Raw genomic sequence first — 18,544 nt, 5'->3', positions numbered from 1 at the left:
TTTGTCTCGCGACGTCTGCGTGCCTATTCGGCCGCCGCCGCGGCACCGCCCTCGAGCCCGGCGCCCTCATCGACGCCCAGCATGATATTGAGGTTTTGCACCGCCGCGCCCGAGGCGCCCTTGCCGAGATTGTCGAGCACCGCCACCAGCACCACCGCGCCGGTCTGCGCATTGCCATGAACCGACAGCTCCAGCCGGTTGGTGCCGTTGAGCCGCTGCGGCATCACCCGCGGCTCGTGCACCGACGGGTCCACCACCGAGACGAAGCGCTCGCCGGCATAAGCCGCGCGCAGCGCCGCCTCCGCCGCCGTAAAGCCCTCGGCGCCCAGCCCCGGCAACTGCACCGCCACCGCCATGCCCTGGGCGTAATCCCCGACCGACGGCACAAAGACCGGCGCCGCGTCCAGCAGCCCGTGTTTGGCGATCTCGGGCAGGTGCTTATGCGCCTGGCTCACGCCGTAGAGAAAGCCGCCCTGCATCTCGCCGCTCTCGAACTCGGCGATCATCGACTTGCCGCCGCCGGTATAGCCCGAGACGCCGGAAATCGCCGGCGCCGCGCCGGGGGCGATCAGCCCCGCCTCGACCAGCGGCCGGATCAGCGCGATGGCGCAGGTCGACCAGCAGCCGGGGTTCGAGACATGCCGCGCCGACGCAATCGCCTCGCGCTGACCCTTGGCCATCTCGGCAAAGCCGAAAACCCAGCCCTCGGCCACGCGATGGGCGGTGGAGGCATCGATGATCCGCGTGCCATGCGGCTCGGCCAGCGCCACCGTCTCGCGCGCCGCGTCGTCGGGCAGGCAGAGAATGGCGACATCGGCCTCGGCCAGCGCCTCGGAGCGCGCACCCGGATCCTTTCGGCGTTCCGGGGCGACCTTTACCAGCGCGATATCCGCGCGCGCGTCGAGACGCTCGCGGATCTGCAATCCCGTGGTTCCGGCTTCGCCGTCGATGAACACCTTATAGGCCATGGCCCGACTCCTTTGTTACGGGTCGGGCATATAACAGAGCGCCGCCGCAAAGGAAACGGCGAGGACGCCCGCAAGGGCGGAGGAGCGCCGCAGCTCGTCGAGCCCTTGCGGCCTCTCCTCGCCTCAGCCCAGCGTCACGTCGAGCAGCATCATCAGGATGAGCCCGGCAATCAGCCCGGTGGTGGCGCGGTTCTGGTGACCGTAGCGATGCGTTTCGGGAATGATCTCGTGGCTGATGATATAGAGCATCGCGCCCGCGGCAAAGCTCAGCCCCACCGGCAGCACATAGACCGAGACGGTCACACCCGCGACGCCGATGAGCCCGCCCACAGGCTCCACGAGCCCGGTCAGCGTGGCGATCCAGACGCTGCGAATCCGCCCGTAGCCCTGCCCGCGCAGCGCCACCGCCACTGCCAGCCCCTCCGGCGCGTTCTGCAAGCCAATCCCCGTCGCCAGCGACATGCCGTTGGTGACATCGCCGCCACCAAAGCCGATTCCCACGGCCATGCCTTCGGGAAAATTGTGGATGGTAATCGCCAGGATGAACAGCCAGAGCTTCGACAGCGCGCCCGGATCGGCGCCCTCGGGGCCGGTCACAAAATGCTCATGCGGCACCCACCGGTTGATCTGCGACACCACCAGCGCCCCGAGCGCGATGCCCAACCCCGCCGCCAGCGCCGCCGCCAGGGTCGAGCCGTAATAGACCTCGCCGCGCTCGATCCCCGGCAGGATCAGCGAGAAGAACGAGGCCGAGATCATCACCCCCGCCGCAAACCCCAGCATCATGTCATTGGTGCGCCGCGAGATCTCGCGTCCGAACAGCACCGCCAGCGCGCCCACCGCCGTCATCAGCCCCGCACCGAGACTGGCCAGAAACCCCATCAGGATCATCGCTTGCCTCCGAACCGCTTTGAAAATCCGTGTCGCCGCGCCAGTTGCGCCCGCAAGGCCGGGAATGTCCAGCCACGGCGATTGCGCGAGATCGTCGCAATTGGTAACAAAACCTGACCGCTCATCCAGAAAAGGACCGCGCCATGCCCGTGATCACGGAAATCGAGGATCTCAAACGCCTCTACCGGCGGCGCGTGCCGAAGATGTTCTACGATTATTGCGAATCCGGAAGCTGGAGCGAGCAGACCTTCCGCGAGAACGTCTCGGATTTCGACGAGATCTATCTGCGCCAGCGCGTCGCCATCGACATGACCGAGCGCAGTACGAAAACCCAGATGATCGGCCAGGACGCGGCGATGCCGCTGGCGCTGGCGCCGGTGGGGCTCACCGGCATGCAGCATGCCGATGGCGAAATCCTCGCCGCCCGCGCGGCGGAAAAATTCGGCGTGCCCTTCTGCCTCTCCACCATGTCGATCTGTTCCATCGAGGACGTGGCGGAGCACACCAGCAAGCCGTTCTGGATGCAGGTCTATACGCTCAAGGACGACGATTACATGCAGCGGCTCTTCGACCGCGCGAAGGATGCCAAATGCTCGGCGGCGGTGATCACGGTGGATCTTCAGCTCCTCGGCCAGCGCCACAAGGACATCAGGAACGGGCTCTCGGCGCCGCCCAAGCTGACGCCGAAATCCGTGGCAAACATGATGACCAAGATCCCCTGGGGGCTGGAGATGCTGCAAACCAAGCGGCGTTTCTTCGGCAATATCGTGGGTCACGCAAAGGGCGTGACCGATGCCTCCAGCCTGACCACTTGGACCGCCGAGAGCTTCGATCAGGCGCTCGACTGGGACCGGATCCGGCAGTTCCGCAAGATGTGGGACGGCCCGCTGATCATCAAGGGCATCATGGACCCGCGCGACGCGCTGGAGGCCTGCAACGTGGGTGCGGATGCCATCGTGGTCAGCAACCATGGCGGGCGGCAGCTCGACGGGGCGCTGAGCTCGATCCGGGCGCTGGCGCCGATCCTCGACGCGGTGGGCGACAGGATCGAGGTGCATCTCGACAGCGGCATCCGCTCCGGGCAGGACGTGCTCAAGGCGGTGGCGATGGGCGCCAAGGGCTGCTGGGCCGGGCGCGCCTATATCTACGGGCTGGGCGCCATGGGCGAGGCCGGCGTCTCGGAGGCGCTGCGGGTGATCCACAAGGAGCTCGACACCTCCATGGCGCTTTGCGGGCGCACGGATATCACCGGGGTCGATCGCGACATCCTCATGATTCCGAAAGGATTCTCCGGCGAATGGGAAGAGTGATATCGCCAGAGGGGCACGGGGGCGCTGCCCCGCCGCCGCCTGCGCGGCGCCTCCCCCGGGATATTTCAGGCCAATGGAAACACGCAGGCCGGGTCAGGGCCTCAGGGTGCGGCGCATGAGCGGCACCAGCGCCAGCGGGATCAGCGCGAGGATCAGCGCCACCGCGGCGAAGGCGGCGTTCAGGCCGAACTGCCCGGACAGCCCGCCCATCATCGGCGGGCCGAGGAAGAAGCCGGCATAGCCGATCACCGAGAGCCGCGAGATCGCCTGGGCGCGCCGGTCGGCGGCGACGCGCGCACCGACGAAGGCGAAGGCCATGGGCACGATCACCGAACCGCCGAGCCCCAGGATGGCAAAGCCCGCATAGGCCAGCCAGAGCGCCGGTGCGAAGGCGGCAAGGGCGGCGCCGAGCGCGGCAATGGCGGCACCGGCGCGGATCACCGAGGGTTCGGAAAAGCGCTGCGCCAGCGATTGCGCAAAGAGCCGCCCCGCCCCCATGGTCAGCCCCAGCAGCGCCGGGCCGATGGAGCCGGCGGCAGCGCCCGCGCCGAGATTGCGCTCCAGATACAGCGCCGACCAGCCCTCCGTCGCCTGCTCGGCGAGAAAGCCGATGAGGATCACGACACCGCCCGGCAGGATCAGCGCCCAGCGTGGCGCGCGGCCACCCGCATCGGGGCTGTCGCCCGGCGTCAGCAGCGGCGCGCGGAAGGAGACGACCGTCAGCCCCAGGGCAATCGCCGCAAGGCAGGAGAAGACCGTGAGCGGGCCAGCACCGGCCTCGCGCGCCAGACCGGTGCCCACCGCCGAGGCCGCATAGACCAGCGAATAAATCCCGTGATTGAGATTCATCAGCGAGCGCCCGTGGCTCTGCTCGATGGCCGAGACCTGCGCGTTCATCACCACATCGAGCACGCCCACCGCCCCTGCCGCAAGCGTCATGGCGACGGTGAAGCCCAGCCAGTCGTAGGAGACCCCCGGCAGCAGGAAGGTCGCGATCATCAGCAGCATCAGCACCGGCAGCGCGCGCCGGCCCAGCCGGCGCTCGGCCAGCGGCGCCAGCCACATCGCCATCACCGCGCCGACCGCCGCGATCAGCATGGCGAGACCGAACGCCTCGTCCGACATCCGCGCCTGCGGCTTCAGATCCGGCACCAGCGCGGCGAAACCGCCCCAGTACAGCCCCATCGCCGCAAAGGCCGCCGCCGGCGCGCGGCTGGCCAGGAGATCGCGTTTCAAACCCATGCCGCCCGGGTGCCATGCCCGCGCGGGAGGGTCCAGAGCGATTGATCCGGCCGGGTGGCAAAAAAAGGTTGAGACTTTGCGCGATCCGGTCTATCGGAGCGGCTCTTACGCGGGGTGACAGCCTTGGAGGCACCCTGCCCTTATTTATGGAGATATCAAGATGGCTGGTGAGATTCCTGATCTCGTAGCCCTGGAACGGACGGGGACAGGCAAGGGCGCCGCTCGTCAGGCCCGCCGCGACGGCATGGTTCCGGGGATCGTTTTTGGCGGCGAGGGTGAGCCCCTGCCGATCCAGGTTCCGTTCAACGAGCTGCTCAAGCGCCTGAAGGCAGGCCGCTTCAAGTCGACGCTCTTCAACCTCAAGGTCGATGGCCACGAGGACGTGCGGGTGATCTGCCGTGACGTGCAGCGCGACGTGGTCAAGGACCTGCCGACGCATTTCGACCTGATGCGCCTGCGTCGCACCAGCCGGATCAACCTCTTCATCCACGTCGATTTCCTCAACGCGGACACCGCGCCCGGCATCAAGAAGGGCGGCGTGCTGACCATCGTGCGTCAGGAAGTCGAGCTGAACGTGCTGGCCGGCGACATCCCCGACCACATCACCGTGGATCTTGCGGGCAAGGATATCGGCGACGTGATCCACATCTCGGATGTGGAACTGCCGAAAGGCGCCAAGCCGACCATCGACCGCGATTTCGTCATCGCCAATATCTCGGCCCCGCGCGGCCTGCGCGCCGGCGACGCCGAAGAGGATGAAGAAGAGGCCGCCGAGGAATAATCCTCCGCACCTGTTCACCGAAAGACGGACGGCCCTGCCAGCTCTGGCGGGGCCGTTTTGCATTTGCAGGACGGCAGGCGGCGCGGGACGGGTTGTGAAACCGCGCCTCCCCGCCCTATCTAGGGCACAGGACGGCGCAACTCGGAGAAACGCGGTGCAGATTTTCGTGGGCCTGGGCAATCCCGGCGGCAAATATGCCGGCAACCGCCACAATATCGGTTTCATGGCCGTGGACCGGATCGCGGAAGATCACGGTTTCGGCCCCTGGCGCGCGCGCTTTCAGGGCGAGGTGAGCGAGGGGCGGCTGGGCTCCGACAAGGTGCTGCTGCTGAAGCCCGGCACCTTCATGAATCTCTCCGGCCAGGCAGTGGGCGAGGCGATGCGCTTTTTCAAGCTGGAGCCGGGCGATGTGACCGTGTTCCATGACGAGCTGGATCTGGCGCCGGGCAAATGCCGGGTGAAGCTGGGCGGCGGGCACGCGGGCCATAACGGGCTGCGCTCGATCCACCAGCATATCGGCGAGGCCTATCGGCGGGTGCGGCTGGGCATCGGGCATCCCGGGCGCAAGGATCTGGTGGCGCCCTATGTGCTGCACGATTTCGCCAAGGCGGATGCGGAGTGGCTCGACGATCTGCTGCGCGGGCTCTCGGACGGCGCCCCGGCGCTGGCGGGCGGCGATCAGAACGGCTTTCAGAACGCAGTGGCGCGGCGCGTGGCGCCGGCGCGCTCGTCGACATCCGCGACGCCGGAGAAATCCGCGCGCCCTGCCCCGGCTGACGCGCCGGCACCGGAGCCCGAGCCCGATACGCGCTCGGCCCTGCAAAAGCTCGCCGACAGGTTCCGCTGAACGGCAGCAGAGCGCCGGCAGGCGTCAGGCGCTCGGCATGCCGGTGCCGATCGCGCGCTCCAGCGCCGGGTAGCGCAGCGCCAGGGTAAGGCCGCGCGCCAGAAACGATACCTGCATTGCCAGCCACAGCCCGTGATTGCCCAGCGGACCGATCAGCAGCGCCAGCACCGCGTAATAGAATGCCGCCGCCAGGATCATCATATTGCGCATGTCGCGCGAGCGGGTGGCACCGATGAAGATGCCGTCGAACATCACCAGCGCCAGCTGAGTGAGCGGCGTCAGCACCATCCATGGCAGATAGACCCGCGCCTCGGCCCGCACGCCCTCATCGGTCGCCATGAGATCGACGATTGCGGGCCCGCCCAGCCAAAAGGCCAGCGCCATCACCGCCGCCACCAGCCCCGCCCAGAGGCTGGTGAGCAGCGCGCCGCGCCGCAGCTCCGCCAGCTGGCCGGCGCCAAAGGCCCGCCCCACCAGCGCCTCGGCGGCAAAGGCGAAGCCGTCCAGCGCGTAGCCGGTGATCATCAGGAACTGGAACAGCACCTGATTGGCCGCCAGCGTCACATCGCCAAAGCGACCGCCGATCAGCATGAAGGAGACGAAGATCGACTCGAGCAGCAGCGAGCGGATCAGGATATCGCCATTGACCACCGCCATGCGCCGCAGCCGCGCCCGGTCGAAGACCCGCGCCCAGGCGCGCGCCGCCGGATCGCGCAGCGCCGCGCGGCAGAGCCAGAGCCCCATGGCGAACCCCGACCACTCGGCGAGGAAGGTGGCCAGCGCCACGCCCTCGACGCCCAGCCGAGCCCCAGCACGAAAAGCAGATCGAGCGCCACGTTGATCGCGTTCATCCAGAGCTGGAGCACAAAGACCCCGCGGGTGCGCTCCTGCGCGATGAGCCAGCCGGTGACGCCATAGATCGCGATGGCCGCCGGCGCCGACCAGATGCGGATCCGCATATAGCCGCGTGCCAGCGCCTCGACCTCGGCGGAGGCCGGCGAGACCGCGAAGGCCACCGCGAAGATCGCCCATTGCAGCGCGATGAGCGCCAGACCGCCTGCCAGCCCGATGGCCAACGCCCGGGTGAGCAGCGCCGAGACCTCGGCACGATCGCCCATCCCGGCGGCCTGCGCGGCAAGCCCGACGGTGCCCATGCGCAGGAAGCCGAAGACCCAGTAGATCGCCGTCAGCACGATGGCCCCGATCCCCACGGCGGCGATGGGCTCGGGCTGCGGGATCTGGCCCACGACGCCGGTATCCACCGCGCCGAGGATCGGGATGGTGACATTGGAGAGCAGGATCGGCAGCGCGATCTTCAGCACGCGGCCATGCGAAATCTGCGATGCGGTCTGGGACATGGCGGAGAGCGCTTTGTTTCTGAACCGGCGGGATCCGGCCTCCGGCCGGGGAGTATTTGTCGAAAGATGAAGGGGCTGGCGCCGCTCAGACCTCGCTGCGCGGCATCATGAAATGCGCATGCGCCTGGGCGATGGGACGGGCGTGATTGTCCTGCCAGGTCTCGGCGCGCACGCTGGCGTAGCGCCGGCCCGAACGGGTCACATGGGCGCGCGCATAGGCGTCGCGCGGCAGGCCCGAGCGCAGGTAATCCACAGTGAAGTCGATGGTCTTGGGCATGCGCGGCAGCTTGCCCGCCTCCAGCGCATCGAGCGTCAGCGCGCCGGTCTCGACATCTTCCCACAGCACCGACCAGCTCAGCGTGATGATCGAGGTCACCTCGAGAAACGCCGCCGTCACGCCGCCATGCAGCGCCGGCAGATGCGGGTTGCCGATCAGTTTTTCGTCGAAATTCAGCACGCCGGTGAGCTCGTCGCCGCGCCGGTCGAAGCTGATATTGAGGAACCGGATATAGGGCACCCGGCCGGCCAGCGCGAGCAGCGCCGCGTCGCGGCGCTGCTTGACCACCTGCATCGGTTCGGGACGCGCGCGGCTCATTGCCTGGCCTCCACCGTGAAGGTGCCGGTGGCCATTGCCACCGGGCAGCCGGTTTCGTCGTCATGGGCGGTGGCGCGCACGAAAGCCACCGAGCGCGTCACATGGAAGCACTCGGCCCGCGCGGTGACTGCCTGCCCCGGCGCTGCCGCGCGCAGGTAATCGATACGCAGGCTGATCGTCGCGGTGGCGCCCGGGTTGCCCGGATGCGCGATCACAGCGGTGCCGCAGCAGCTGTCCATCAGCGTCGACACCGCGCCGCCATGGATCACCCCGGTCTCCGGGTCGCCGACGATCTCGGGATCGTATGGCAAGCGGAGGACCGCCGCCCCGTCGGTCACCTCGAGCAATTCCAGCCGCAGCGCCCGCGCCTGCGGTATACTGTCCATGAACTCCCGGGCGATGCCGGTCTTGTCGGCGCTCATTGCGCGTCTCCCTGCGTGACCGCGCCTTTATGCGTGGCCACACGCCTCACTGCAAGAGCAGGACCGCCCTTGCAGTGGCGTGTATTGCTCCGCCCCGCGCGCCGCTCTACCTTCCGCCCGACAGCAAGGAGAGGAACGCATGAGCGAGACCCGCCTCAACTTCAAGGCGATGTGCGAGAAATTCGGCGTCACCCCGCGCACCCTGCGCTATTACGAGTATATCGAGCTGCTCTCTCCGGCACGCGAAGGCCGCGCGCGCTATTACGGGCCGCGCGAAGTGGCCCGCATGACGCTCATCCTGCGCGGCCGGAAATTCGGCCTGCAACTCGAAGATATCCGTCAGTGGCTGGAGATCCGCGACCAGGACGGCACCGAAGCACAGATGCGCGCCTGGGTTGAGATCGCCGACCGCCAGCTCACCGAGCTGGCCGAGCAGCGCAGCCAGCTCGACGAGGCGATAAGCGAACTCAAAGCGCTTCGGGACGAAACCGCAAAGGCGCTCGGAAACTGATTTGATTCGCCTTCCTCCCCACAATCCGAAGCGCTTTGGCTAAATCGTCGAAATCGGCCCGCTCAGCATTGCGCAAACTCACATCCGCAAGAAAGAATATATCTTTTCCCTCGACGTGACGTGAAAGGAAGTTACGTCAATTCAAAGGTGACGTAGCGTCCACCTCGGGTAAATGACATTTCCCATTGTCAGAGCCCTTCGGAAAGCGCACCTCACCCTCCATCTTAACGCAACGTGAGGGCTGAACCACCGATGAGCGAAGACCAGAAAATGACGATCCGGGAAATGTGCGACCAGTTCGAGGTGACCCCTCGGACCCTGCGCTTCTACGAGCAGAAAGAGCTGCTGTTCCCGATCCGCGAAGGCCAGAAACGCCTCTTTACCCGACGCGACCGCGCCCGCCTCAAGCTGATCCTGCGCGGCAAGCGCTTCGGTTTCAGCCTCGAAGAGATCCGCCAGCTGCTCGACCTCTACGACATGGGCGACCAGCAGCAGACGCAGATCGCGCGCACCTATGAGGTGGCACAGCAGCGCCTGGCCGATATGATCCGTCAGCGCGACGATCTCAACGCCGCCATCGCGGAGTTGCAGGAGCAGATGGTCTGGGGCGAAAAGATGCTTCAGCAGCTGCAACACAGAAAGGCCGGCTGAGCGCAGCCGGCCGGGACCGAGGAAGGAGCCCCATGCCGAGCTACACCGCCCCCGTCAGGGACATGATGTTCGTCTTGCACGACGTTCTTGGCGCCGACCGGCACGGGATCCCCGGAAACGAAGAGCTGGACCGCGACACCACCGCCGCGATCCTGACCGAAGCCGCAAAGCTGGCCGAAACCGTTCTTGCCCCGCTGAACCGCACGGGCGACGCACAGGGATGCCGCTTCGAGAACGCCACCGTGCGCACGCCCGAGGGCTTCCCGGCCGCCTTCGACGCGCTGCGCGATGGCGGCTGGACGGCGCTCGACTGCGATCCCGCCTATGGCGGACAGGGGCTGCCGCATCTGATCTCGACGGCCGCGAGCGAGATCTTCTCGGCGGCCAATATGGCCTTTTACATGTATCAGGGGCTGACCCATGGCGCCTATAACGCCATCCACGCCCATGGCAGCGCCGCGCAGAAGGCGCTCTACCTGCCGAAGATGGTCGCCGGTCGCTGGTCCGGCACCATGAACCTGACCGAGCCGCAATGCGGCACCGATCTGGGGCTGATCCGCACCCGGGCGGAGCCGCAGCCGGACGGCAGCTACCGGATCACCGGACAGAAGATCTGGATCTCGGCCGGCGAGCACGATCTGACCGAGAATATCGTGCATCTGGTCCTCGCCCGGCTTCCCGACGCGCCCGAGGGGGTCCGGGGGATCTCGCTCTTCGTCGTGCCGAAATACCTCCCCGGCCCCGACGGCGAGCCGGGCGCGCGCAATACGGTGAGCTGCGCCGGGCTGGAGCAGAAGATGGGCATCCACGGCAACGCCACCTGCGTCATGCAGTATGACGGCGCGGTGGGCGAGATGCTGGGCGCACCGCATGCAGGGCTGCGCGCCATGTTCACCATGATGAACGAGGCGCGGCTCTCGGTCGGGCTTCAGGGGTATGCCCAGGGCGCGCGGGCCTATCAGATGGCGCGGGAGTTCGCCCGCGACCGGCTTCAGGGCCGCGCACTGACCGGCGCCCGCAACCCCGAGGGCCCCGCCGATCCGATCCTCGTGCATGCGGATGTGCGGCGGATGCTGATGGAGCAGAAGGCGATGGTCGAGGGCGGGCGCGCGCTGGTCTTCTGGGGCGCCGCGCTGATCGACCGCGCGCGCCGGGCGGAGGATCGCGAGGCCGAGGCGCTGATCTCGCTGCTCACCCCGGTGATCAAGGCGTTTCTCACCGACAAGGGGGTCGAGACCACGGTGCTGGCGCAGCAGGTGCCGGGCGGCGCCGGCTATGTGCGCGATACCGGGCTCGAGCAGATCGTGCGCGACGCGCGCATCACCATGATCTACGAGGGCACCAACGGCATCCAGGCGCTGGATCTGGTGGGCCGCAAGCTGGGCGCCGATGGCGGAAAGGCGGTGATGGCCTTCCTCGCACTGGTGACGGGTTTCATCGCAGAGCACCAGGGCCAGGACAGCGATTTCGACGCCGGTTTCCTGACCCCGCTGGCGGCGGCGTTGGAGGATCTCGGCGCCGCGCTGCGCTATATGCAGACGGCCGGCAGCACCGCGCCGCTGGATGCGCTTTCCGGCGCCGGCGATCTGCTGCATCTTTTCGGCCATGTCTGCCTCGGGCTGATGTGGGCGCGCATGGCGCGGGCCGCCGCCGTCAGCGCGGAGGATGCGGCCTTTTGCGCCGCCAAGATCGCGACGGGCCGCTTCTACATGGCCCGCCTGCTGCCCGCGACCCGGCTGCATCTGGCGCGGATCGAAACCGGCGCCGCGCCGGTTATGGCGCTTGACGAAGAGGCGTTCTGAGGCGGACGGTGGACAGAATTGCCCACCCTACGGAGGAGACACGTAAAACATGCCGAAACGCTTCCGCCTGACCCGCCGCTTTCCCGTCGCGATGACCGAGGACGGCTATCGCGGGCTGAAAAAATTCTCCGCCGAGGCCGGGCTCGACGAGGGCGAGGCGCTGTCCTTTCTTTTCGAGCATTTCGACAGCGTCACCGACAGCGAGCTGCTCTCGCACCGGCTGCGGCTGTTCAATGCCGAGCTGGAGGCGCGCAAGCGCTGAGCGCGTGCAGACCACAGCCGCCGCACGGGAGGAGAGGCCGCAATGGGCGTATTTGCAAAGAGAAGAAGAGCTGGCCGCGTATCGAGCCCTGAACGGCAGCGCGGGCGGCAATCGGCCGGCTCTTCCCGATGTCACGCCGCCCCCCGGCCCGACCGCCAGGCGGACCGCAGGCGGGGCGGCGGCGCGTCTCCTCTTGCGGTCATCGGCTCGCCAGCCTGTACCGCGCTCCCATGCAAGCAGATGAGGATTAACGCAACGTTACCATCGACGCCGCGCCCTGCGCTTCTTCTCTTTCAAAATACGCACCGCTCCGGTGCCACCCACGCAACGCCGGGAGATTAACACATGACGATCAAGCTCTACTGCTTCGGAGAATCCGGCAATGCCTACAAGGCCGCGCTGCCGCTGGAGCTTTCCGGGCTCGACTGGCAGCCGGTGAAGGTGGATTTCTTCAACGGCGAGACCCGCAGCCCGGATTACCGCGGCCAGATCAACGAGATGGGCGAGGCCCCGGTGCTGGTGGATGGCGAGGTGAAACTCACCCAGTCCGGGGTGATCCAGATGTATATCAGCGAAAAGACCGGCCTTTTCGACGGCGCCACGCCAGAGGAGGCGCGCGAGGTCATGCGCTGGATGTTCTGGGACAATCACAAGCTTTCGAGCCAGGCCGGCATGACGCGCTTTCTGATGAACTTTCTGCCCGAGGAAAAACGCTCCGCCGAGATCATCGCCTTCTCGCAGGGTCGCCTGAAAGCCGCCTACGAGGTGCTGAACGCGCATCTGGAAGGGCGCGACTGGATCGTGGGCGACGGCCCGACCAACGCGGATTTCTGCTGCTGCGGCTATCTCTTCTATCCCGAACCCTTTGGCTTTGCCCGCGAGGACTGGCCCGAGATCGACCGCTGGCTGGGCCATATCCAGGCGCTGCCCGGCTGGAAACACCCCTATGACCTGATGCCGCGCGCCCGGAGCTGAGCGATGAGCGATGTCTATATCTACGACGCGCTCCGCACCCCGCGTGGCCGGGGCCGCAAGGACGGCGCGCTGCACGAGGTGACCGCGCTGCGGCTCTCGGCGCTGACCCTCAACGCCATCGCCGCGCGCAACGGGCTCGACGGCCATGCGGTCGAGGACGTGATCTGGGGCAACGCCACGCAGGTCGGCGAACAGGGCGGCTGTCTGGCGCGCTCCGCCGTGCTGGCCTCGGAGCTCGACGAGCGCATTCCCGGGCTCAGCATCAACCGTTTCTGCGCCTCGGGGCTGGAGGCGGTGAACCTTGCCGCCAGCCAGATCCGCGGCGGCGCCGGGCATGGCTATATTGCCGGCGGGGTCGAGATGATGGGCCGTGTCGCCATGGGCAGCGACGGCGCCGCCATCGCCGTCGATCCGAGCCTCGCCATGCAGAGCTATTTCGTGCCGCAGGGCATCGCCGCCGACATCATCGCCACCGAATACGGCATCACCCGCGACGACGCCGATGCGCTGGCGGTGGAAAGCCAGCGCCGCGCCGCCCGCGCCTGGGAGGAGGGCCGTTTCGCCCGCTCGGTGATCCCGGTGACGGATATAAACGGGCTGACCATTCTCGACCGCGACGAGCATATGCGCCCCGAGACCGACATGCAGAGCCTCGGCGCGCTCACCCCCGCCTTTCGCGAGATGGGCGAGGGGATGCCCGGTTTCGATCAGGTGGCGCTGATGAAATACCCGCATCTGGAGCGGATCGCACATATCCACCATGCCGGCAACAGCTCGGGCATTGTCGATGGCGCGGCGGCGCTGCTGATCGGCGACAAGACCTTTGGCGAGGCGCACGGCCTGACCCCGCGCGCCCGCATCCGCGCCAGCGCCCGGATCGGCACCGACCCCACGATCATGCTCACCGGCCCGGTGCCGGTGACCGAGCGGATCCTGCGCGAGAGCGGCATGGAGATCGGCGATATCGACCTTTTCGAGGTGAACGAGGCATTCTCGGCGGTGGTGCTGCGCTTCATGCAGGCCTTTGGCGTCGAGGAAAGCCGCGTCAACGTCAATGGCGGCGCGATCGCCATGGGCCACCCGCTGGGCGCCACCGGCGCGATCCTGCTCGGCACGCTGCTCGACGAGCTGGAGCGCAGCGGCAAGTCCACCGGGCTCGCCACGCTCTGCGTCGCCTCGGGCATGGGCGTGGCCACGATCATCGAGAGGGTGTGATGCCGAAACTGCCGCCGCACCCCCGGGCCGAGGAGCGCGCCCTGCGGGCCTGTCGCCACCGCGACGACCGTGACATCGGGAGGAGAGAGACATGAGCGATTTCACCCTGCAAACCGGCGCGGACGGCGTCGCGGTGATCTCCTGGGACAGCCCGGGAAAATCCATGAATGTCATGAGCCTGCAAGGTCTTCTTGATCTTGGGGCGCTGATCGACACGGCGCTGGAGGACGCGGATATCCGGGGCATCGTGATCACCAGCGGCAAGCCGGGCAGCTTTGCCGGGGGCATGGATCTCAACGTGCTGGCCGAGATGCGCAGCGCCGGCGACGACCCGGCGCAGGGGCTTTTCGATGGCGTCATGCGCATCCACACATTGCTGCGCAAGATCGAGCGCGCCGGCATGGATGCGCAGGGCAAGGGCGGCAAGCCCATCGCCGCCGCCCTGCCCGGCACCGCGCTGGGGATCGGGCTGGAGCTGCCGCTGGCCTGTCACCGGATCTTTGTCTCCGACGATGCCAGGGCCAAGATCGGCCTGCCCGAGATCAAGGTCGGCATCTTTCCCGGCGCCGGCGGCACCACCCGGCTGATCCGCAAGCTGGGCGCCATGGGCGCGGCGCCCTACCTGCTCGAAGGCAAGCTCTGCGCACCGAAACAGGCCAAGGCGGCGGGGCTGGTGGACGAGGTCTGCGCCGACCCGCTCGCCGCCGCCCGCGCCTGGGTGCTGGAGGCGAGCGAGGCCGATCTGGTCAAACCCTGGGACCGCAGGGGCTACAAACTGCCGGGCGGCGCACCCTACAGTGCGCAGGGCTTCATGACCTTCCTCGGCGCCAATGCCATGGTGATTGGCAAGACAAAGGGCGTCTACCCGGCGGCAAAAGCATTGCTCTCGGCGGTTTACGAGGGCGCGCTGGTGCCCTTCGACACGGCGCTGAAGATCGAGGCGCGCTGGTTCACCAGCGTCATGCTCAACCCGTCTTCCGGCACGATGATCCGCACGCTATTCCAGAGCAAGCAGGCGCTGGAGAAAGGCGCCAACCGGCCCGACGCGCCGGACAGCGCGGTGCAAAAGCTGGGCATTCTCGGCGCCGGCATGATGGGCGCGGGCATCGCGCTGGTCGCGGCACAGGCGGGTATCGAGGTGGTTCTGCTCGACCGCAGCCCCGAGGCCGCCGAGAAAGGCAAGAGCTACAGCGCCAGCTACATGGACAAGGGCATCGCACGCGGCAAGGCGACGGCGGAGGACAAGGCCGCGCTGCTGGGCCGCATCACCGCCAGCGGCGATTACGCCGAGCTTCAGGGCTGCGATCTGGTGATCGAGGCGGTGTTCGAAGACCCCGAGATCAAGGCCACGGCCACCCGCGAGGCCGGGGCGCGGATCGCGCAGGAGGCGGTCTTTGCCACCAACACCTCCACCCTGCCCGTCTCGGATCTCGCCCGTGCCTTCGACCGGCCGCAGGACTATATCGGCATCCATTTCTTTTCGCCGGTCGAGAAAATGGCGCTGGTCGAGATCATCAAGGGCCGCGAGACCGGGCCGCGCGCCGTGGCCAAGGCGCTGGATTTCGTGCGCCAGATCCGCAAGACGCCCATCGTGGTCAACGACGCGCGGTTCTTCTACGCCAACCGCTGCATCATCCCCTATATCAACGAGGGCATCCGCATGGTCGGCGAAGGCGTCGCCCCCGCGCTGGTCGAGAATGCCGCCAAGCTGGTGGGCATGCCGTTGGGGCCGCTGCAACTGGTCGACGAGACCTCGATCGAGCTGGGGGTGAAGATCGCCCGCGCCACCCGCGCGGCGATGGGCGAGGCCTATCCCGACGGCGCGGTCGACGCGGTGCTCTTCGAGATGGCCGACGCAGGCCGGCTGGGCCGCAAGGCGGGCGCCGGGTTCTATGCCTATGACGAAAAGGGCAAGCGCGCGGGGCTCTGGGAGGGGCTGACGGCACAATACCCGCCGGAGGCCGGGCAGCCGGAGCTCATCGACGTGCAGCACCGGCTGCTCTTCATCCAGGCGCTGGAGGCGGTGCGGGCGCTGGAGGCAGGTGTGCTGGAGGATATACGCGAGGGCGATGTGGGCGCCATTCTCGGCTGGGGCTTTGCGCCCTGGTCGGGCGGGCCGTTCAGCTGGCTCGACATGCTGGGCACGCCCTATGCCGCCGAACGCTGCGCTGCGCTCAGCGACATGCATGGCACGCGCTTTGCCTGTCCGGCGCTGCTGTGCGAGATGGCGGCGCGGGGCGAGAGCTTCTACGGTCGGTTCGGCACCGCGCAGAGCGCCGCCTGAGGCCCCGCTAGCCGCCCTGCGCGCCGCTCAGCACGCGGGTGAGGTTGGCGCCCAGCGTATCGCTGACATAGCCGCCCTCCTGCACAAAGAGGATCTTGCGCCCGGTGGCGGCAAAGGCCGCGCCGATGCGGGCAAAACCCTCCTGCGTGACGGCGAGCCCCTGGAACGGATCGTCCACCGAGGCGTCGAGCCCCAGCGCCACGACGATGACATCGGCACCGAAACTGTCGCAGCGCTCCAGCGCGGTGGCCAGCGTCGCGAGATAATCGGCATCCCCGGTGCCGCGCGGCAGCGGCAGGTTGAGATTGTAGCCCAGCCCCTGCCCCTCGCCGCGTTCCTGCGCATGCCCCCAGAAGAACGGGTAGAACCGCGCCGGATCGGCATGGATGGAAACGGTCAGCACGTCGCTGCACCCATAGAAAATGCCCTGCGTGCCATTGCCGTGATGCACGTCCACATCGACGATGGCCGGGCGCAGACCGGCGGCGCGCAGCCGTTCCGCCGCGATGGCGGAATTGTTGAAAAAGCAGAACCCACCCGCCAGATCCGCAAAGGCATGATGCCCCGGAGGTCGGGAAAGTGCATATGCCATAGTGCCGCCTTCAAGCAGATAATCGGCCCCGGCAATGGCGGTCTGCGCCGACCAGTAGGCCGCCTCCCAGGTATGTTCGGCAATCGGGCAGGCCGTGTCGGCCTGATGCCAGCCCGCCTGCCCCACGGCGGATTTCGGGTAGCCGTCGCTGCGGCTGGCGGGGTGGATATTGGGGATCACCTCCTCGCCCGCGCCCTCGATGCGCCGCCAGCGGGTGTAGATATTGCGCAGGAAGCTGATGTATTCGGCGGTGTGCAGCGCCGCGATGGGGCCGAGCCCCGCATCCCCCGGCGCGGCAAAGCTGCAACCCGCCGCAAGCGCGCCCCCGGTCAGGATCTCGATGCGGCGCGGCTCTTCGGGGTTGGGCAGCAGCGCGCCATTGGCCATGAAGTGACGCGGCGCGTGGCGCCATTGCCGGTCGTCGAAAAACGCTTTCATTCTCTCGCTCCAAGGGCCGCGATGCCGGCCTCGTCCAGAAACATCTCGGTATGGTGCTCGGCGGGGACAAATCCGAGCCGGTCGTAGAACCGCCGCGCCGCCGGGTTGTCGTGATAGACGTTGAGCTTCAGCGCCCCGGCGCCCCAGACCGCCGCCGCGTCGCGCGCCACCGCAGCCAGCAGACGCGGCCCCAGCCGCTGGCCGCGCCGCTCGGGCGACACCCAGAGATCGGACACATAGCTCACCACAAGCCCTTTCGAGGTCGAGAGGCTCGGCGAATAGAGCGCCAGCCCGACAAGCTCTCCCGCCGCCTCCGCCAGCATCGCCCGGAACACCGGGTGTCGGCCAAAGCCCGCGCGGCGCAGGTCGTCCTCGCTCGACCGGTGGGTATCACCCAGCGTCTCGGACAGCGCCGCCAGCGCGGCGTTGAGACGCGGCATGTCGGCCTCCTCCGCCAGTCGGAACGTGATCGTCATATCGCCGTCCGGTCCGCGCCCTTGAGCCCCAGCAGCGCGCGCGCCTCGTCGGGGCTGGCGGGCTCGCGGCCCAGCTCCTCGACGATGCGGCGGATCTTTTCCACCTGCTCGGCGTTGGAGCGCGCCAGCCGACCCCGCGACAGCATGAGGCTGTCTTCGAGCCCGACGCGCACATGCCCGCCCATCGCCGCCGCCATCGCCGCCAGCGGCATCTGGTGACGCCCCGCCGCGAGTACGGAAAACACATAGCCTTCCGGGAAAAGTTTGTCGGCGATCCGCTTCATATGGCTGAGATTTTCCGGATCGGCGCCGATCCCGCCCAGCACCCCGAAGACGAATTGCAGGAACAGCGGCCCCTGCACCATGCCGCGATCCACGAAATGCCGCAGCATGTAGAGATGGCCGACATCGTAGCATTCGAACTCGAACCGCGCGCCGCGTTTCGCGCCCAGCTCGGTCAGCACATGGGCGATGTCGCGCGGGGTGTTCTTGAAGATGAGGTCGTCCGAGCCCTCCAGAAACGGCTGCTCCCAGTCGTGTTTCCACTCCGAGATCCGCTCGGCCATCGGGTAGAGCGCGAAATTCATGCTGCCCATGTTGAGCGAACACATCTCGGGCGCCATTTCCATCGGCGCGGCCAGACGCTCGTCGAGCGTCATGGTGGCGCTGCCGCCGGTGGTGAGGTTCAGCACCGCGCCGGTGGCCTGTTTGAGCTGCGGCAGGAAGGCGGCGTAATGCGCCGGGCTGGCCGAGGGGCGCCCGGTCTCGGGGTCGCGCGCGTGCAGGTGCAGGATCGCCGCCCCCGCCTCCGCCGCAGCGACCCCTTGCGCGACCATCTCGTCGGCGCTCACCGGCAGATAGGGCGACATGGAGGGCGTGTGTATCGAGCCGGTCAGCGCGCAGGTGATCACGATCTTCGACATG

Annotated in this window: 18 protein-coding genes and 1 pseudogene; 10 read left to right on the top strand and 9 right to left on the bottom strand. The window is 67.7% G+C overall.

What is annotated here, in order from left to right; all coding sequences use genetic code 11:
- Nucleotides 1-23 precede the first annotated feature (23 nt).
- Together argC and Ga0080574_RS18905 are read right to left on the bottom strand one after the other, a co-directional pair.
- Complete coding sequence (gene argC, locus Ga0080574_RS18910) at nt 24-968, bottom strand: N-acetyl-gamma-glutamyl-phosphate reductase (RefSeq protein WP_076703266.1); 945 nt, start codon at nt 966-968, stop codon at nt 24-26.
- Nucleotides 969-1,091: 123 nt separating this feature from the next.
- The gene (locus tag Ga0080574_RS18905; protein ID WP_076703264.1) at nt 1,092-1,859 is read right to left on the bottom strand and encodes a ZIP family metal transporter; all 768 of its coding nucleotides are present in this window, start codon (nt 1,857-1,859) and stop codon (nt 1,092-1,094) included.
- 143 nt (nt 1,860-2,002) lie between these two features.
- Here Ga0080574_RS18905 and Ga0080574_RS18900 point away from each other — a divergent pair, with 143 nt between their 5' ends.
- Nucleotides 2,003-3,169 (top strand): alpha-hydroxy acid oxidase, encoded by a 1,167-nt coding sequence (locus Ga0080574_RS18900; RefSeq protein ID WP_076703262.1) that lies wholly within the window; start codon nt 2,003-2,005, stop codon nt 3,167-3,169.
- A 93-nt stretch (nt 3,170-3,262) separates the two neighbouring features.
- Here Ga0080574_RS18900 and Ga0080574_RS18895 read toward each other — a convergent pair whose 3' ends face one another.
- Nucleotides 3,263-4,411 (bottom strand): MFS transporter, encoded by a 1,149-nt coding sequence (locus Ga0080574_RS18895; RefSeq protein ID WP_076703260.1) that lies wholly within the window; start codon nt 4,409-4,411, stop codon nt 3,263-3,265.
- 160 nt (nt 4,412-4,571) lie between these two features.
- Between Ga0080574_RS18895 and Ga0080574_RS18890 the strand changes: the two genes are divergently transcribed.
- Nucleotides 4,572-5,192, top strand: coding sequence for a 50S ribosomal protein L25/general stress protein Ctc (locus Ga0080574_RS18890; protein WP_076703258.1), 621 nt, complete (start codon nt 4,572-4,574; stop codon nt 5,190-5,192).
- Nucleotides 5,193-5,346: 154 nt separating this feature from the next.
- Entirely contained in the window at nt 5,347-6,039 is a 693-nt protein-coding gene (gene pth, locus Ga0080574_RS18885) for an aminoacyl-tRNA hydrolase (RefSeq protein ID WP_076703256.1), read from the top strand.
- 24 nt (nt 6,040-6,063) lie between these two features.
- Here the strand turns inward: pth and Ga0080574_RS18880 are convergent.
- The 3 genes and pseudogenes from Ga0080574_RS18880 to Ga0080574_RS18870 form a co-directional block, all read right to left on the bottom strand.
- Nucleotides 6,064-7,397, bottom strand: a pseudogene (locus Ga0080574_RS18880) (MATE family efflux transporter).
- Between the two features lie 85 nt (nt 7,398-7,482).
- Nucleotides 7,483-7,992: a PaaI family thioesterase gene (locus Ga0080574_RS18875; protein ID WP_076703254.1), complete on the bottom strand. Its 510-nt coding sequence runs from the start codon at nt 7,990-7,992 to the stop codon at nt 7,483-7,485.
- Nucleotides 7,989-8,414 carry a PaaI family thioesterase gene (locus tag Ga0080574_RS18870; RefSeq protein WP_076703252.1) on the bottom strand — a complete coding sequence of 142 codons (426 nt, stop codon included), beginning with the start codon at nt 8,412-8,414 and terminating at the stop codon, nt 7,989-7,991. The genes Ga0080574_RS18875 and Ga0080574_RS18870 overlap by 4 nt, the downstream gene beginning before the upstream one ends.
- A 139-nt stretch (nt 8,415-8,553) precedes the next feature.
- Here Ga0080574_RS18870 and Ga0080574_RS18865 point away from each other — a divergent pair, with 139 nt between their 5' ends.
- From Ga0080574_RS18865 to Ga0080574_RS18835, 7 genes are all read left to right on the top strand, one after another.
- A complete protein-coding gene (locus tag Ga0080574_RS18865) occupies nt 8,554-8,925 on the top strand; it encodes a MerR family transcriptional regulator (RefSeq protein ID WP_076703250.1) in 372 nt (123 codons plus the stop codon).
- Nucleotides 8,926-9,177: 252 nt separating this feature from the next.
- The gene (locus Ga0080574_RS18860) at nt 9,178-9,576 is read left to right on the top strand and encodes a MerR family transcriptional regulator (protein ID WP_076703248.1); all 399 of its coding nucleotides are present in this window, start codon (nt 9,178-9,180) and stop codon (nt 9,574-9,576) included.
- Nucleotides 9,577-9,608: 32 nt separating this feature from the next.
- Nucleotides 9,609-11,378 carry an acyl-CoA dehydrogenase C-terminal domain-containing protein gene (locus tag Ga0080574_RS18855; protein WP_076703246.1) on the top strand — a complete coding sequence of 590 codons (1,770 nt, stop codon included), beginning with the start codon at nt 9,609-9,611 and terminating at the stop codon, nt 11,376-11,378.
- Between the two features lie 49 nt (nt 11,379-11,427).
- Entirely contained in the window at nt 11,428-11,640 is a 213-nt protein-coding gene (locus tag Ga0080574_RS18850; protein ID WP_076703244.1) for a hypothetical protein, read from the top strand.
- Nucleotides 11,641-11,985: 345 nt separating this feature from the next.
- Nucleotides 11,986-12,615: a glutathione S-transferase family protein gene (locus Ga0080574_RS18845; RefSeq protein ID WP_076703242.1), complete on the top strand. Its 630-nt coding sequence runs from the start codon at nt 11,986-11,988 to the stop codon at nt 12,613-12,615.
- 3 nt (nt 12,616-12,618) lie between these two features.
- Nucleotides 12,619-13,830, top strand: a complete 1,212-nt coding sequence (locus Ga0080574_RS18840; RefSeq protein ID WP_076703240.1) for an acetyl-CoA C-acetyltransferase — start codon at nt 12,619-12,621, stop codon at nt 13,828-13,830.
- A 91-nt stretch (nt 13,831-13,921) separates the two neighbouring features.
- Entirely contained in the window at nt 13,922-16,114 is a 2,193-nt protein-coding gene (locus tag Ga0080574_RS18835) for a 3-hydroxyacyl-CoA dehydrogenase NAD-binding domain-containing protein (RefSeq protein WP_076703238.1), read from the top strand.
- Between the two features lie 7 nt (nt 16,115-16,121).
- Here the strand turns inward: Ga0080574_RS18835 and Ga0080574_RS18830 are convergent, their stop codons facing one another.
- Genes Ga0080574_RS18830 through kce form a run of 3 tightly spaced genes read right to left on the bottom strand, consistent with a single transcriptional unit; the run spans nt 16,122 to nt 18,543 of the window.
- A complete protein-coding gene (locus tag Ga0080574_RS18830) occupies nt 16,122-17,144 on the bottom strand; it encodes a histone deacetylase family protein (protein ID WP_076703235.1) in 1,023 nt (340 codons plus the stop codon).
- Nucleotides 17,141-17,620, bottom strand: a complete 480-nt coding sequence (locus Ga0080574_RS18825; protein WP_076703233.1) for a GNAT family N-acetyltransferase — start codon at nt 17,618-17,620, stop codon at nt 17,141-17,143. The genes Ga0080574_RS18830 and Ga0080574_RS18825 overlap by 4 nt, the downstream gene beginning before the upstream one ends.
- Nucleotides 17,617-18,543, bottom strand: a complete 927-nt coding sequence (gene kce / locus Ga0080574_RS18820) for a 3,5-dioxohexanoate:acetyl-CoA acetone transferase (RefSeq protein WP_076703231.1) — start codon at nt 18,541-18,543, stop codon at nt 17,617-17,619. The genes Ga0080574_RS18825 and kce overlap by 4 nt, the downstream gene beginning before the upstream one ends.
- Nucleotide 18,544: the final 1 nt, after the last annotated feature.

The sequence above is a fragment of the Salipiger abyssi genome, from assembly GCF_001975705.1.
Classification (GTDB): domain Bacteria; phylum Pseudomonadota; class Alphaproteobacteria; order Rhodobacterales; family Rhodobacteraceae; genus Salipiger; species Salipiger abyssi.
Note: the sequence above shows the minus strand (reverse complement) of the source record. Positions and strands in the feature narration are given on the sequence as shown.